The organism is Tepidibacter aestuarii (assembly GCF_934924865.1).
Taxonomy (GTDB): Bacteria; Bacillota; Clostridia; order Peptostreptococcales; family Peptostreptococcaceae; genus Tepidibacter_A; species Tepidibacter_A aestuarii.
This window is the reverse complement of sequence record NZ_OW235315.1, coordinates 125,636-141,157: the sequence shown is the minus strand read 5'-3', so window position 1 is coordinate 141,157 and position 15,522 is coordinate 125,636. Positions and strand designations below refer to the sequence as shown.

14 protein-coding genes are annotated in these 15,522 nt (G+C 27.0%); all 14 read right to left on the bottom strand.

Translation table 11 applies throughout. The features are described 5' to 3' along the window. Nucleotides 1-30: 30 nt before the first annotated feature. The 14 genes from M2214_RS00720 to recD2 all read right to left on the bottom strand — a co-directional run bounded on the left by M2214_RS00720 (nucleotide 31) and on the right by recD2 (nucleotide 15,412). Entirely contained in the window at nucleotides 31-1,008 is a 978-nt protein-coding gene (locus tag M2214_RS00720; protein ID WP_248481691.1) for an NAD-dependent 4,6-dehydratase LegB, read from the bottom strand. Between the two features lie 15 nt (nucleotides 1,009-1,023). Continuing rightward, the gene (locus M2214_RS00715) at nucleotides 1,024-2,196 is read right to left on the bottom strand and encodes a glycosyltransferase family protein (RefSeq protein ID WP_248481675.1); all 1,173 of its coding nucleotides are present in this window, start codon (nucleotides 2,194-2,196) and stop codon (nucleotides 1,024-1,026) included. A gap of 173 nt (nucleotides 2,197-2,369) precedes the next feature. Then, complete coding sequence (locus M2214_RS00710; RefSeq protein WP_248481674.1) at nucleotides 2,370-4,241, bottom strand: motility associated factor glycosyltransferase family protein; 1,872 nt, start codon at nucleotides 4,239-4,241, stop codon at nucleotides 2,370-2,372. A gap of 10 nt (nucleotides 4,242-4,251) precedes the next feature. Further along, nucleotides 4,252-6,123, bottom strand: coding sequence for a motility associated factor glycosyltransferase family protein (locus M2214_RS00705; RefSeq protein ID WP_248481672.1), 1,872 nt, complete (start codon nucleotides 6,121-6,123; stop codon nucleotides 4,252-4,254). Between the two features lie 85 nt (nucleotides 6,124-6,208). After that, nucleotides 6,209-7,069: a flagellin N-terminal helical domain-containing protein gene (locus M2214_RS00700; RefSeq protein WP_248481671.1), complete on the bottom strand. Its 861-nt coding sequence runs from the start codon at nucleotides 7,067-7,069 to the stop codon at nucleotides 6,209-6,211. A gap of 115 nt (nucleotides 7,070-7,184) precedes the next feature. Next, nucleotides 7,185-7,406 carry a carbon storage regulator CsrA gene (gene csrA, locus M2214_RS00695; RefSeq protein ID WP_248481669.1) on the bottom strand — a complete coding sequence of 74 codons (222 nt, stop codon included), beginning with the start codon at nucleotides 7,404-7,406 and terminating at the stop codon, nucleotides 7,185-7,187. A 1-nt stretch (nucleotide 7,407) separates the two neighbouring features. Beyond that, nucleotides 7,408-7,833, bottom strand: a complete 426-nt coding sequence (fliW, locus tag M2214_RS00690) for a flagellar assembly protein FliW (protein WP_248481667.1) — start codon at nucleotides 7,831-7,833, stop codon at nucleotides 7,408-7,410. 310 nt (nucleotides 7,834-8,143) lie between these two features. After that, nucleotides 8,144-9,466, bottom strand: a complete 1,323-nt coding sequence (gene flgL, locus M2214_RS00685; RefSeq protein ID WP_248481665.1) for a flagellar hook-associated protein FlgL — start codon at nucleotides 9,464-9,466, stop codon at nucleotides 8,144-8,146. 13 nt (nucleotides 9,467-9,479) lie between these two features. Continuing rightward, entirely contained in the window at nucleotides 9,480-11,210 is a 1,731-nt protein-coding gene (flgK, locus tag M2214_RS00680) for a flagellar hook-associated protein FlgK (protein WP_248481664.1), read from the bottom strand. 15 nt (nucleotides 11,211-11,225) lie between these two features. Next, complete coding sequence (flgN, locus tag M2214_RS00675; protein ID WP_248481662.1) at nucleotides 11,226-11,714, bottom strand: flagellar export chaperone FlgN; 489 nt, start codon at nucleotides 11,712-11,714, stop codon at nucleotides 11,226-11,228. 1 nt (nucleotide 11,715) lies between these two features. After that, entirely contained in the window at nucleotides 11,716-11,997 is a 282-nt protein-coding gene (gene flgM, locus M2214_RS00670) for a flagellar biosynthesis anti-sigma factor FlgM (protein ID WP_248481660.1), read from the bottom strand. 72 nt (nucleotides 11,998-12,069) lie between these two features. Next, nucleotides 12,070-12,462, bottom strand: a complete 393-nt coding sequence (locus M2214_RS00665; RefSeq protein ID WP_248481658.1) for a flagellar protein — start codon at nucleotides 12,460-12,462, stop codon at nucleotides 12,070-12,072. 14 nt (nucleotides 12,463-12,476) lie between these two features. Then, a complete protein-coding gene (locus tag M2214_RS00660) occupies nucleotides 12,477-13,193 on the bottom strand; it encodes a ComF family protein (RefSeq protein WP_248481656.1) in 717 nt (238 codons plus the stop codon). After that, nucleotides 13,190-15,412, bottom strand: a complete 2,223-nt coding sequence (recD2, locus tag M2214_RS00655) for an SF1B family DNA helicase RecD2 (protein ID WP_248481655.1) — start codon at nucleotides 15,410-15,412, stop codon at nucleotides 13,190-13,192. Before recD2 ends, M2214_RS00660 begins: the two co-directional genes overlap by 4 nt. Between the last annotated feature and the right edge of the window lie 110 nt (nucleotides 15,413-15,522).

Here is a 15,522-nt window from a genome sequence, read left to right as displayed (position 1 = left end):
CCACAAAATCACCTCATTTATTTTTTTAATCTAAAGATTATAAATATCAACTTTATATTTATCTAAATTATTTTTAATCCACTCTATAGTTTCGGCAATTCCTTCTGTTAAACTATATCTTGTATCCCAGTTTGTAAGTCTTTTTATTTTTTCATTAGATCCAAGCAATCTATTAACTTCACTTTTTTCTGGTCTTATTCTTTGTTCATCACAAATTATTTTAGCATTAGGATTTATTTGATTTATAAGTTCTTGTGCTAATTCTCCTATTGAAATTTCTTTTTGAGTTGCTATATTTATCTCTTCTCCTATTGTTTTATCACTTTTAGCTATATCTATAAATCCTCTAGCGGTATCTTTTACATAGTTAAAGTCTCTAGTAGGTGTTAAACTTCCAAGTTTTATCTCTTCTTTCCCAGCTAAAAGCTGAGTTATTATTGTAGGTATTACAGCTCTTGCTGATTGTCTTGGTCCATATGTATTGAAAGGTCTTACTATACTAATTGGCATATTAAAACTTTTATAGAACGACTCTGCTATTCTATCTGCTCCTATTTTAGTCGCAGAATAAGGAGATTGTCCTTGAAATGGATGTTTTTCATCTATTGGTACATATTTAGCTGTTCCATAAACTTCTGATGTAGAAGTAACTAATACTCTTTTAGTATCTAAATCTCTAGCGGCTTGTAATACATTAAGAGTTCCTTTTATATTTGTATCTACATAAGAATCTGGAGAATGGTAACTAAATGGAATAGCAATAAGTGCGGCTAAATGATAAACCTCCTCTATTCCTTTCATAGCTTCCCTTACTCCATTAGGATCTCTTATATCACCTGTAAACACTTCAATTTCTTTTAATCTATCTTTAGGAAGGGTATCAAGCCATCCCCATGAATTAAATGAATTATAATAAGCAAATGCTCTTACATCATGTCCTTCTTCTAATAAAGCTTCAACTAGATGACTTCCTATAAAGCCATCTGCACCCGTAACTAAAACTTTCATAAATCCTCCTATAAATTATAATTTAATTTCATTTATTTTATCTACAATAAACTTAGCTCTATTTTCCCATGTATGATTTTCTAATGCCTTTTTTTGACCATCTTGAGCAATTTCAATTCTTTTGCTGTCATTATCTAAAATATCTATTAATCTATCAATACTTTCATTTAAATTGTCATAATCATAAAATAATATTTCTTTATTCTCTTTAAACTCTTTTCCTAAATAAATATTTCTATCTGTAAAACACACTGAACCATTCAACATACTAGAAAATATTCTTTCATGTCCTCCTTTTTTATAGGAAGGGGTACAATCTAAAAATACTTTTGATTTTTGCATCAAATGTAGTATATAGCTGAAACTTACACTTCCTTTTACGTCTAATTTATCAGCCAGTCCAAAATTTTCCCAACCTTTCCCATAGCATTCTACCTTAAGTCCTTTATTAATTAAAGAGTTTATAATATCTTCTCTTCTCTTCATTCTTATATATCTATCAATTTCTGTGAATATTTGATATCCTCCAGACTCCATCATGTCTTCAAATTCAAATCTTGATTTTAGAAAATCTATAACTATATTCTCTAAATATAATTCTTTTGAGCTCATTCCTAATTCTAGAATTTCTAACATATTTTTTCTAGTTGTTTCATCATAATATTTCCAATCATTAAAAATTTCATTAGAGTTTTCATAAGTACCAGCAAAGACAATAGGCTTATTTCTTTTACAAGAGTCTATACTTATTTTTGTTCTTGCTTCACAACCTCCATGAGGTGAAAAATATACATTTTTAGTATATAATTTTGCTATATCTATATGATTTTCATCCATACAAAATAAAACATCTTTATCTGATATATTTTTAACTCTATCATAATGAAGAATAGTGCTATCTACTAAAAAACCTACTGTTAAAAAATTAAGTTTATCATATATTTTGGTAAACCCTTTCAATACATTATTCATAATTAAATTAAATAAAAATACAAATTGTGTATCATTATCAATAAATGTTAATAATTTATATATATATTCATTTTTCTTTTCTTCAGAATCAAAATTACTAAATTCAATTATTCTAGTTTCATATCCTAATTTATAAAAACCTTTTTCTATATAATCAATAAATCTATTAACTACATCATACTGAAACTTACCTTTAAGCAAAACTATATTCTTCATTTTTCCCCCTTATTTATATTAAATTATATATATAAACTTCTTTAATTATATCCAATCCAATCCCACTACTTTTTTATCGATTAAATTAGCATACTAATGTTTTATTTTTTCCTATTATTGCAGATATAGCATATTCATCATAATAAATATTAGCTATAACATAACTCTAACCTTTAGATTTCACTTAAACATGTTTCTAATTTTTTTTTGTGATCTATTACTATATCTTTTAATTTTTCATATATTATTTTATTATTTTTAGCTATAATTAATCCTTTTTGTCTTTCATCTATATTTAAAATATTACTATTTTTAGTAATAGCAATTACTTCTTGTTCCCATTTAAATAATTCATAATTCATTAAAATTATTTCATCTTTTTTATTTTGTAAAAACTCTTCAAATTGATCAACTATAGCTATAATTTCTTTAATTTCTTTAATTTTATAATAATAATCATTTTTATCATAAATTAGATGTAGTTGTTCAATTTGTTTTAGTACTTGGTTTAATTTATTTTCTATATTTTTTATACTTAGATACATTTTTTCTAATTCTTTTACAAATCTATCCTTATTTTCATTGTTAATAATCGATTTTATTTTAAATATATTGTTAATAGTCATTCCAATATTGATTTTATTTTCAAATTCATTTTTAAGATTTTTTAAAGTTATATTCTTACACCCTTTAATATTAGCTCCACCTTCTGTTGCATTTATAAATTCTATTTTTTCTTTTTCCTTATATATTCTAGTCTCAAAATATTCTAAAAATCGTCTTAATGCATAATCAGTTTTTACTTTCCCACCATAATATCCATCAACAAAACTTTCAAATCCAAAATCTCCATATCTTTCATAATCAACATAATCATACATAGTATTTTGTGCATACTTTTTATCATCAGTATAAGCTAAATCTTGCCCAACAAAAACTATTGGATTAGCTCCTATTTTAATTAAAAAATCTAATGCACAAGTTGAAACAGAACCTTGTTCTTCTAAAATTCCAATATCCTCTCCAATTCTACTAAACAAATTCGATACAATATTTGAATCAAAATCATATATTATTTTCTTCCCTTTATGCTCTTCTAGAATCTTATAATATACCCTGTTTGTATACACTAAAGGAATATTACTAAAATCTAATCCTTTAATTTTATCATAATTCTTATATGTTCCATCTACAGAAATAACCATATGGGGATTTATGTCTTTTGTTATTAATGCTTTTAAAGAAGTATCTACAGCAATAATTAAACATTTATCTTTAAAATTCCTGATATATTCAATGTTCTTATCTAATGAAGGTCCTGCAGATACTAATATAGCCGGTATATTTTTGAATTTATTAAAAAAACATGATATATTTATGCTATTTTTTAAATGCTTTAAGTTTTTATAATCATTTTTTGTCCATTCTTCACTTGAATTTATTATTGTATTCTTTTGCGTAAGTATATCTATTTTAGCATTATTTAGGACGTTTAAATAATCTCTATATTCCTCTACAAAAGCATTTACATATGTTTGTAATTTTAAATATTTATAATTTATTCGCTGCAATCCTGTCTCCATTAAAATTTTTGATACTCTATCCTTAAAATGTTCATCATTATATAAAACTATGCTTATATTGTTATTTAAAATGATATTTTCTAAATCTACTACAGAAATAGTTTTTTTTAATACTTCTATACTAGGTTCAATAATAATCAATTTATTGTTTTGTCTTATTTTTTCTAATAAAAAATCAACATGGTATAAAAGGCCCATCCCAAAAACAAATATACAATCATTTTCTTCTATTTGGATATTTTTAGTCCATCTTTTAGCTTCTTCAATAGGCTTATATTTGCTATGAATAGTTATTTTTTTTCCCTTTTCTACTATTAAAGATATATTTCCATCTCTGGTTTCTATTACTTTAACTTTTTCATCATTATATTTATTATCTTCTAATACTTTAATGTACTCTGGATAATATTGCTTTAATAACTCTATGTTTTTTATATATATGTTTTTATTGATATTTTTCAATTTAATATACCTACCTTATTAATTTATTAATAGTAGTTTTTATTATGGGTATTATATATTCTATACTTTTAATAAGTTCTTGATATAGATATAAACTATTATCTAATGCTATACTTTTATTATTTTCATTCTCACTTTCATTAAGATTATTATTTCTTCTTATATTTAAAATTATATTGTTAGTAGCATTTGTCAAAACACTTCCAATAAAAATTGTTTCATTTTTAACATTCGATATCTTTCTATCATTTAAATCCAAAATCTCTAAATATTCTCTAATCAATTTAGAATCTATTTCATTTATTAAAATTTCACATATTTTTATATTTTCTTCTAAAATATTTTTGTACTTTATTAAATTAAAAAGTTCATCCTCAAATATACCGATTACTTCCTTTCTATATTCTTCATTAATAAAATATGTTGAATTTTCAAGTAAATTATTAAATCTTAAATTTAAATCCTTCGGTTCATTACAGTATCTATTTATAACATCTTCTAATTTCATTACTGTTGTCCCTTTAATATTAGCTCCACCTTCTGTAGCATTTACATATACTCTATTATTTTTATCTCTTTTTATAACATCTTCGAACCATTTCAAAAAAGTTAATAGACTTTCATTCGTTTTTAACAATTTCCCATCAATTCCTTCTACTAACTTTTCTTCTTGATCTATATAATTTTTAGAATCATCGTATAAAGTTCCTGTTGCATGTTTTTGGTTGTTCGAATAAGCTAAATCCTGGCCTACTAAGACTATAGGATTTGCATTCATAAAAATAGCAAGTGACAATGCATTGTTTGCAACAGAACCTCCACTAGGAAGATTAGATAATCCAATGTTTAGTTTTTTTAATATTTTACTTAACTCTTCATCATAAGCTGAATAAATAACTTTTTTACTTTTGCATTCGCTTAATATCTTATCATTAACTTTCACACTGTAGAACAGAGGTATATCTGCATATTCTGTATTTTCATATTTTTTATAATTTTTACAACTACCATCTACAGATATAACGAGATGGGGCTTTATATTGTTTTTTAACATAGGTTTAAGGGCAGTATCTGTACATATTATTATCCCTCTATTATCAATTGCCTTCAGCAATTGTATATTTTTATTAAGAGATGGACCTGCTGATATAATAAAGGCAGGAGTATTCTTTAAAAAATCTTCAAATATATTTACAGAATAACTTTCAAATAAATATGGTATATTTTTAATTATATTTTTACTCCAATCTAGCGAAAATCTAATCTCAGTATCTAAATTAGTTTTATTTTTTTCCAAAATATCTTTGAATTTTTTTAAAAAAATACTTATTTTTTTAGGATATATTTTATTGTATTGTTTATTAGTTTTAATATATATTTGTGAATAACTATAAACTACATTACTACAAACATAAGACATCAGACTTTCTAAATACTCATCATTTTCACCTAAAATTAGGACGACCTTATTACTATTTATTATATTAGTAATATCTTTTTTATTTATGACATCACAAAAAGTTGCTATATCTGGTTCAAAAACTATAATATTATCTATATATTCCTCATTTAACATATACTCTATTTCATACCCTAAGCCTAAACCTATTAATAGTAAAACATTTTTTTTCCCTTTTTTTACTTCTTTCAAATCATATTCTAATTTATTCTTTACTCTAGATAAAGGATTGTATTTGCTGTATAAATATATCTCTTCTTTATTTCTTTTAAGACTCATTGTTAAATTTCCATCTTTAGATTTTAATATATTTGAACTAACTTCTTTATTTTCTAAATTACAACTTTCTAGTAAATCTATTATATAAGGAAATCTTCTTCTTAAAGCTGATATATTATCAATATATGTATTATTTTCTTTCATCCAATCACCTTCTAATATGTAAATTTAACTAAAAAACTGACTGTATAATTCAGTCAGTTTTTTAGTTAAATTTATTTTTAAATTACTATCTTAATAATTGAAGTACACCTTGTGGTTGTTGATTTGCTTGAGCAAGCATTGATTGAGATGCTTGATTTAATATATTAAGCTTATTCATATTCATCATTTCTTTTGCCATATCTACATCTCTAATTCTTGATTCTGCACCTTGTAAGTTTTCAGAAGCATTATCTAAATTCTTAATAGTATGCTCTAATCTGTTTTGGAATGCTCCTAAAGAAGCTCTTTGAGCTGAAACATTGCTGATAGCTGTATCTAATCCTGTTAATAAGTTTGATATTGAGTTTCCACCAGCTCCAGCTTTTATAAGCGTTTGTACAGATGCAAGTGTTCCTGTCGTAGCTGTTGATGTTAAAGCAGAAGCATTCATTCTTTTAATTTGAACTGATATATTTTGTCCATCATTAGCTCCTATTTGTAAAGTAGCTCCTAGATTAGTTCCTGATAACCCTCCGCTTAGAAGGTTTTTAGTATTAAATTCTGTAGTATTAGCTATTCTATCTATTTCGTTAGTTAATTGTTCTACTTCTTTAGCTATTTGAGCTCTATCTTCTGAAACATTAGTATCATTCGATGCTTGTACAGTAAGTTCTCTAACTCTTTGAAGTATAGCTTGTGTTTCATTAAGTGCTCCTTCAGCAGTTTGTATCAAAGAAATACCATCTTGAGCATTTCTAGAAGCTTGATCAAGCCCTCTAATTTGCCCTCTCATTTTTTCAGAAATAGCTAATCCTGCTGCGTCATCTCCAGCTCTGTTTATTCTAAGACCTGAAGATAATTTTTCAATAGATTTAGCTTGAGAAGCATTTGCCATTCCCATATTTCTATGAGCATTCATTGCATTCATATTGTGGTTAATAATCATAATAAATTCCTCCTTGAATTTTTTTGGCATCCTTGCCTAAAATTTTTAAGTTATTGGCCAATAACTTTTACATATTATATATCGAATATATATTTAAATACTTTATAGTAATTTCTTATTTTTTTATTAAATTCTTTAAATTATTTATATCTATTTTTCCTACTGCCTCTTTATTTTCATTAACTACTGCTTCTTTAACTTCTTTTCTTAAAATTTCAACCTCTTTCGGTGCTTCTATTCCAACTTTTACTTTACCATCAGATATTCCAATTATTTTTATTTCTATATTCCCATCAATTATAATACTTTCATCTAATTTTCTACCAAGTATGAGCATACTACTCACCTACCTTTTCAAATATCATATATCTTAAAGGATATCTTTCATCTAATATTAATTGTTTTCCTTTTTTAGATTTATTATTTATAACAATAGGTCCTTGAAGATTAGTTCTCATTTCTTTTATATTTTCTGGTATAACAACTATTGTATATACCTCTACATCTTCTTGTTTTTCTATTTCTAGTTTTTTTATAGTATTGTCTGGTATCTTAAACTCATACTCTTTATTTACTAAGAATGGATTTATTATAGGAAAAGTTATATCTTCTTCTATTCCTTGAAGATAATCTATAATTAGTTCTTCTTCTTTTATTACTATAAATTTAGTTAAATGTTCAAATCCTGGCATTCCATCTTCAAATTGTATTATTTCATAATCATTTATTTCTATTTCACCAAAATTTTCAGTATTGATTTTCACCAAAATCACCCCATCTATAATTTGTTTTTTAATTTGCTTTATAATAATACATGATTATAAGAATACTATGTTTAAATAACTATACCTAAAAATCATGCTCATTGAAATGTTAGCTACTTTTGATTAATATTTTACTATAAAACTTGATTATAACGTTTAAATATCTGTTAAGAAACTTCTTTGTCTGACCGTAAGGGAGTTTAAGAAGTTTTAAGATATTTAATAAGTTATAATCTTTAGTTTTATTAAAATGTTAATTAAGTAGCGGTATTTCAATGAGCATGATTTTTCTACTAAGTATTAAACTAATTTATCTTATAAAATCTACAAGTGTAGGTTGTACAATTTTTGCCCCTACATTAAGAGAAGCTTGATATACACTTTGCATAGTCATAAACTTCATAGATACTTCTGCCATATCAGTATCCTCTGTCTGCGATAGTAACTTTGAAAAGTTAACCTCTGTCTGTTCTATTCTATCTTTTATTGTTTCTACTGTATTCATTCTAGCTCCTACTGCAGCTCTTACTTTAGATATATTATTCATATGTGCATCTATTTCATCTAATTTTTTTGATATATTATCTGTATCTCCATCTTCAAGGTTAGAAATAAGTTCATTCATCGTATCCATGATTGTCTTATCAGGAATTTCATCTCCATCGCTGTCTACTACAGGACCGAATACTTCATCTCCTTTTATATTTACAGAAATTGATGATGATATTCCTGTATTATACTCTACATTTTCATTACTTTCACATATGTTTCGTTTTTCAAGACCTAAATCTTTAAGCTCTAGTGTATTTGTTTCACTTTGTTTTATTGCAAATTTTTGGTTATCCTTTATTTCAGGATTTTTAATTACAATTTGATTGTTTTCTACTGTAACTTCAAATTTTTTATAATCTGTAGGTATACCATTGCCATCTTCATCTAATGCACTATTAAGCTGAGTCTGTATATCTGTAGCTAAATCATCAATAGTTTTCCCTGTAGTTCCATCATATTTTTGAGGGGTTAATGCAACTGTATACTTACCTGTATATTTTGTGCCATCAGACTTTGTAAGTCCTGTTATATTAATTTCAAATTCATTCTTACCAGCTAATATTTCAAGTTCATTTGTATTTGATATATTTAAAGCACCACTTCTAATTTCTTTATCTAAATTAATAGCATTAGTTCCATTTTCATTCAAATAAGGTTTGTCCGTTTGATATCCAGAAAATATATGTCTTCCTACGTAAGTATCATTAGATAATTTCACCATCTGCTCTTTTATCTGCTTTACTTCCTCTTTTATATTAATAGTATCTTCTTGAGTAAGTGTTCCATTTGATGCTTGGTTAGTAAGTTCCCTTACTCTTTGAAAAATATCATTTAATTCCTTAAGAGATGTTTCTGTTTTATCTAAAACAGAATAAGCATCATCTATATTTTTCTTAAATTGTTCATTTTCTGCTATATCAGTATGTATTTTAAGACTTCTAGCTACAAGTACAGGGTCATCAGAAGGTCTGTGTATCTTCTTACCTGTAGCATAATCTTCATACATCTTGTCCATTTTACTTAGATTTCGATTCATATTCATCATCATTCTATTTACCATCATAGAGTTGGTTACTCTCATACTACACTACCTCCTACATACCTACTTTTCCCATCCTATTGACTATAACATCTATCATTTCATCAACTGCGGTTATCATTCTAGCCGAAGCATTATATGCATGTTGGAATTTAATCATATTAGACATTTCTTCATCTATAGATACACCTGATATTGATTGTCTTGTATTATCTATTTGATTTACAAGAACAGCTTGATTACCAACCATTCTTTGAGCCTCTTGTGATTCTACTCCTAGGTTTGAAACTAATGATTTAACAAAATCATCTGGAGAACCCCATGCAAACATACTATCATCATGCCTTAAATCCCAAATAGCATTCATATTTGAATTATCTCCAGCTATACCTTTATCAGTATCAGTATGCTTTTTTGCAGCTGCTATATAGTCTACATCTTTGTCTATTTTAGATGATATTTGTAAGTCTTTAGCTGATAATTTCTCTACTTCATACCAGTTTCCCTGATCATCAGAAGCTAGTGTATATCCTTTATATGTATCTTCCCACTCTTTTATAGCTTCACTTTCTGTTTTTCCTAGTTTTTTCTGTTCATCTATATAGCTTTTAATAGATGTTACAGTCGGTGCAGGTGTTGATTTTATAACCTTAGTCGGATCGTGTATTTCACCTAAACCAAGCTTTCCATTAGTTATGAATTTAGTAGTATCACTTGTATCTTTTGATATGTCTCTATCTTTAAAAAACAAATTACCTGTTCCTGCTGAATCTAGTCCATATCCTGCAAAGTGCTGAACATCAAGTTCTGCTGCGAATCTATTTACAAATTCGTCTAATTTGTTCATATAATAAGGTATTCCTTTAGCTCCGTCTGCATCATTTAGGTTGTCTCTCATATCTATTTGACCCTTTAAAGTACCTTGTATGTTATCAGTATTTATTGGAGAACCTGATTTAAAAGCTATACCTCTAACATCAAATTCTATTCCCATCTCATCTTTATATTTATGAGGTTGTTTTTGGATAATTATAGGGTCTACTTTATCGTGAGATACTAATGGTTGTCCATTTATAGCTATTATCATCTTTTTAGAAAGATTATCACTTCCTTGACTAATCTCCTTTATTTCCACATCTACAAGCTCTGATAAATCATCTAATAAAACGTTTCTTTGGTCTCTTAAGTCATTCGCATTAGAGCCTCCCATTTCAGCTTGATATATCTGATTATTAAGGTGAGCTATATCATTTGCATACGTATTTATTTGATTTACTGTATATTCTATAGATGAATCTGTATCCTGTAACAAATTTTCAAACTGAGAATGCATTTGATTTATTGTATTAGTGAATGCTATAGCTCTTTCTCTAACTACTGTTCTAGTTGTTATTGATGATGGATCCTTTGATAATTCTTCAAATGAACTAAAAAACTCATCCATAACCTTTCTTATTCCACTATCCCCTGGTTCATTCATTATAGCTTCTATTTCTTCAAGAGATTTATTTCTAAAGTCCCATTGTCCATATACTGTATTTTCACTTCTGAATTTCACATCTAAGAATTCATTTCTTACTTGAGTAACATGTTTTGAGTCTACTCCCGTTCCTATCATTCCCGATCCATTTGGAGCACTTAAAGGATTACTCTCTGTTAACTCCACTCTTTGTCTACTATATCCACGAGTATTTGCATTTGCTATATTATGACCTACTGTATTTAATGATTTTTGAGCTGCAAACAATCCCGATTTTGCTATATTTAATCCGAAAAAACTAGACATAATTGCACCTTCCTTTTAATATTTCGCATCAAAAAAAGTATTATCTTTATTCTTTTGTTCATTTGCAGATTTTCCATATGTTTTTGGCTGTGCTCTTGATGTTAAAAGATTTATATTAAGGTCTAAGTATTCAAGTGTTATACCCAGAAGCTTGTTATTAAGATTATTGTTGTGCTGAAGATCTTTTAGCACAGTTCTAAGCTCTTTTGCTATTGAATCTACTTCTCTACTTTTTTCTTTATCTACACCCTCTATAACTTCTTTTATATTAGTTATCTTTTGTATTCCAAGCTCCTTTTGTATATTAAGAGTAAGTCCCGCTCTTAACTTTTCAAGTTCTATTATTCTCTTAACATAATTTTGTTCTTTTATCATAAAGCTTGAAAGTTCTTTTGATTTATTATTTATTATAAGGTCCTTTTTTTGTATAGATATTTCTAAAAGAATTTTGTTAATAATTAATTCTTCATTTAAAACTTGTATAAATGAATCTATGGATTTCATATTAACCTCTCCAATTCAAATCTTCTTTTATCATTGATTTTGCAAGCTTATGCTTATCTACTGTATAAGTTCCATTTTCTATTCTTATTTTTATATCATTCACCTTGTCTTCTCTTATATCTTCAACATCTTTTAATGCATCTATTGCAAATTGATAATCTTTTCCCTGTTGAGATATTTCTATTTTATCTTCTTTTAAAGAAACTTTATTTACGTTTTGGGTTTTATTAGTTTTATATGCATTCATAATTTTTTGTATATTGCTAACTCCATTTATCTTCATAAAAAAAACACCCCTCGATTAATCTTATGCTACTATTATCGACCAAATGGGGCGTTTTCTTTATATAAATTTTTATTTATTATTATAAGAATGATATGTTGCTTTAGATCCTTTACTTTCTTTTAATGATTTAGCAGCGTTAGCGAGTTCTTTTTTTATTTCCGCCTTACAAATTTCACAGTATCTACCTGTTTTTATACTTTTCCTACATCTTTCACATGAAAGTATAGCATTCTCATCCTCAACTATTTCTATTCTTTCTTGTTTTAAAAACTTTATTATCAATGTTTCTGATACTCCAGTTCCCTCTGCAACCTCCTGAACAGATGCACCAGGATTATCATATAAATACTCTCTTACTTTTTTAAATTCAGCATCATCATTAACTCTACATTTAGAGCAATAAAGTTCTCCATTTTGACTTCCAAACATCCTACCACATTCTTTGCAATTTACAAGTTCCACCTAATATTCCTCCTTTAATATATATTTTTACCTGTTGCAAATGTTATTACATATATTTTATTCACTCCAGAATCTAACAAAATTTTGGATATTTCATTCACTGTAGTGCCTGTTGTAAATATATCATCTACTATTAATACATCTTTTTTATATATTCTATTCTCGTTTTTGTCTAAGGTAAATACATTTTCTAATTTTTTTATTCTTTCTTTCTTGGATAGCTTTGATAAAAATTCTGTGTTCTCATTCCTAACAACTATATTTAATACTTCTTTTTTATTAATTTTTGATAGCTGTTTAGATATAAGTAGTGATTGGTTATACCCTCTTTTTCTCAACCTTTTTTTATGAAGTGGTACAGGTATAATGTAATCAAAATCTATACCTTCATATTTCAACTTATCATTCATAATTTCAGCAATATTATATGATAGATAAGTTTTTGCTCCATATTTGAACGAATATATTAGTTTATGAATATTGTCATCATATTCAACGCACGATAATGCTTTCGTAAAAACATATTCATTAGTTTCACAATTTAAACATATATCATTTTTATAGAAATCGGTTAATGGCTTCCCGCAAATTAAACATCCTTTATTTATAAAGTTTAATTTATTAAAGCAATCTTTACAAAGGGAATACGAGTTATTCTTTGATATTGGATTTTTGCATAATATACACTTTATATTCCTAGGATATATATAATCTATAAAATCATTTATCATTCTATTAATAGCCCTTCCTCTTTAAATCTTGAAAGTTTGATATTAAGGTTTGAGTGTCTATCGTATATTTTATTATTTTTTATCATATATTCTAAATATTTAACATCCCCCACTAAAACTACTAGTTTTTTAGCCCTTGTAACAGCTGTGTATAAAAGATTTCTAGTTAAAAGCATTGGAGGAGCCCATGTTATAGGCATTATTACTACAGGAAATTCACTCCCCTGACTTTTATGTATAGTAGTACAAAAGCTGTGGTCTATTTCATCGAGTTCGTTATAATCGTATTGCGCAATTTTATATTCATCAAATAGTATATATACTACTTTTTCTTCTTTGTCTATATGGTATATATATCCTATATCTCCATTATATACCCCTTCACCATCTTTTGTCTCGTCCTCATTTTTCCACTTCTTTGTATAATTATTTTTTATTTGCATCACTTTATCGCCTACTCTAAATGTCCTCTTTTGAAACTTTTCTTCTACTTTAAATTTATCGTTTGGATTTAGAACATTTTGAAGATATAAATTCAAATTAAATACTCCAGTATCTCCCTTTCTCATAGGAGATAATATTTGTATATCCTTCAGATTATCTATTTTGTAGTAATCCGGAAGCCTTTTATATGCTAGATTTACTATTTCTTTTAATATGTCTTCTTTTTCATACTTTGGAATAAAGTAAAAATCCTTGCCCTTGGCGTTAAGTTCTAGTTTTTCACCTTTGTTTATTTTATGCGCATTGACTACTATCATACTCTCTTTTGCTTGTCTAAATATTTCATCAAGTTTTACAACCTCTATTATATTAGAATCTATTATATCCTTTAATACATTTCCAGCTCCAACTGATGGAAGTTGATCTGAATCACCAACCAATATTACTCTGGTTCCAGCCTTTATAGCCTTAAGAAGATTATACATGAGTAAGATATCTACCATAGATACCTCATCTATTATAACAACATCTGCATCAAGTTGGTCGTCTTCCCCCTTCATAAATACCATTTCTTCATCTTCTGATGAGTATCCCATTTCAAGTAATCTATGTATAGTCTTAGATTCTTTTCCCGTTGTTTCGCTCATTCTCTTTGCAGCTCTTCCAGTTGGTGCTGCTAAATATATATTCATTTTTAAATTTTCAAATATCTTTATTATAGTATTTATTGTAGTGGTCTTTCCAGTTCCAGGACCTCCAGTTACTACCAAAACCCCTTTTTGCAGCGCTTGTATTACTGCTTCCTTTTGATTTTTTGCAAGAGTTATATCATCTTCTTTTTCTATTAAAGATATTTCTTCATTTATATCTAATTTCAAATCGTCGAATTCATATTGAGAAAGCTCTATTAATTTCTTACAGACTCCGTTTTCAGATATGTAATATGGAATCAAATATATGTTATCTTCTATAGGTCCCTTTTCTATTTGAATTTTTTGATCGAGTGCAAGTTTAAATATAACATCTTTTATATATTCAACTTCTATTTCGAGTAATTTAGAAGATTCTTTTAAAAGCTTACTTTTAGGTAAGTACGTATGTCCCTCGCTTAAACTTTGAGTTAGTGTATATATTATACCTTGTGCTATTCTATCTTTTGAATAAGGATCTATACCCATTTTTGTTGCTATATTATCAGCAAGCTTAAATCCTATACCTCTTATATCTTCCGCTAGTTTATATGGGTTTGTCTCCACTATCTGAATAGATTTGTTTTTATATTTTTTATATATTTTAAGACAGTAATTAGGAGTTATTCCGTACTTTGATAAACTTATTATCAAGTTTCTAAGTTCTCTATTATCTTGAAAGCTCTTTCCTATTGTCTCTGCCTTCTTCTTTCCTATTCCATCCACACTGGTTAGTTTTTCAGGATTCATTTGTATTACATCCAGTGTGTTTAGTCCAAATATCTCTACTATTTTTCTAGCCATCTTAGGACCTATCCCCTTTATCATTCCAGATGATAAATATATATATATTCCTTCCTCAGATTCAGGTGTGCAAGGAATAAATGAACTCACTTCAAATTGAGGTCCATACATCTTATGATTTATCCATTTGCCATCAACTTCAATAGTTTCACCTACTGTTATAGTTGGCATACATCCTACTATAGTAACTTCATCATTTGAGTGTTCAAGGGCGGCTACTGTATATCCATTATCATCGTTTTTAAATACAATCTCAACTACCATTCCCTTTATTTTTTCCATAATATCTTCTCCTAAATAATTATAATACTACTATTATATCAAATAATTGATGCTGTAATATTTTACTTTCTTTTATTTATGATATTGTCCATAAATTTTGAATTCTATAA

Bases quoted from the DNA above. Each gene is read 5' to 3' on its own strand.
- M2214_RS00720 (WP_248481691.1), bottom strand. From the start codon at position 1,008: ATGAAAGTTTTAGTTACGGGTGCAGATGGCTTTATAGGAAGTCATCTA.
- M2214_RS00715 (WP_248481675.1), bottom strand. From the start codon at position 2,196: ATGAAGAATATAGTTTTGCTTAAAGGTAAGTTTCAGTATGATGTAGTT.
- M2214_RS00705 (WP_248481672.1), bottom strand. From the start codon at position 6,123: ATGAAAGAAAATAATACATATATTGATAATATATCAGCTTTAAGAAGA.
- M2214_RS00700 (WP_248481671.1), bottom strand. From the start codon at position 7,069: ATGATTATTAACCACAATATGAATGCAATGAATGCTCATAGAAATATG.
- csrA (WP_248481669.1), bottom strand. From the start codon at position 7,406: ATGCTCATACTTGGTAGAAAATTAGATGAAAGTATTATAATTGATGGG.
- flgL (WP_248481665.1), bottom strand. From the start codon at position 9,466: ATGAGAGTAACCAACTCTATGATGGTAAATAGAATGATGATGAATATG.
- flgK (WP_248481664.1), bottom strand. From the start codon at position 11,210: ATGTCTAGTTTTTTCGGATTAAATATAGCAAAATCGGGATTGTTTGCA.
- flgN (WP_248481662.1), bottom strand. From the start codon at position 11,714: ATGAAATCCATAGATTCATTTATACAAGTTTTAAATGAAGAATTAATT.
- flgM (WP_248481660.1), bottom strand. From the start codon at position 11,997: ATGAAGATAAATGGAGTTAGCAATATACAAAAAATTATGAATGCATAT.
- M2214_RS00660 (WP_248481656.1), bottom strand. From the start codon at position 13,193: ATGATAAATGATTTTATAGATTATATATATCCTAGGAATATAAAGTGT.
- recD2 (WP_248481655.1), bottom strand. From the start codon at position 15,412: ATGGAAAAAATAAAGGGAATGGTAGTTGAGATTGTATTTAAAAACGAT.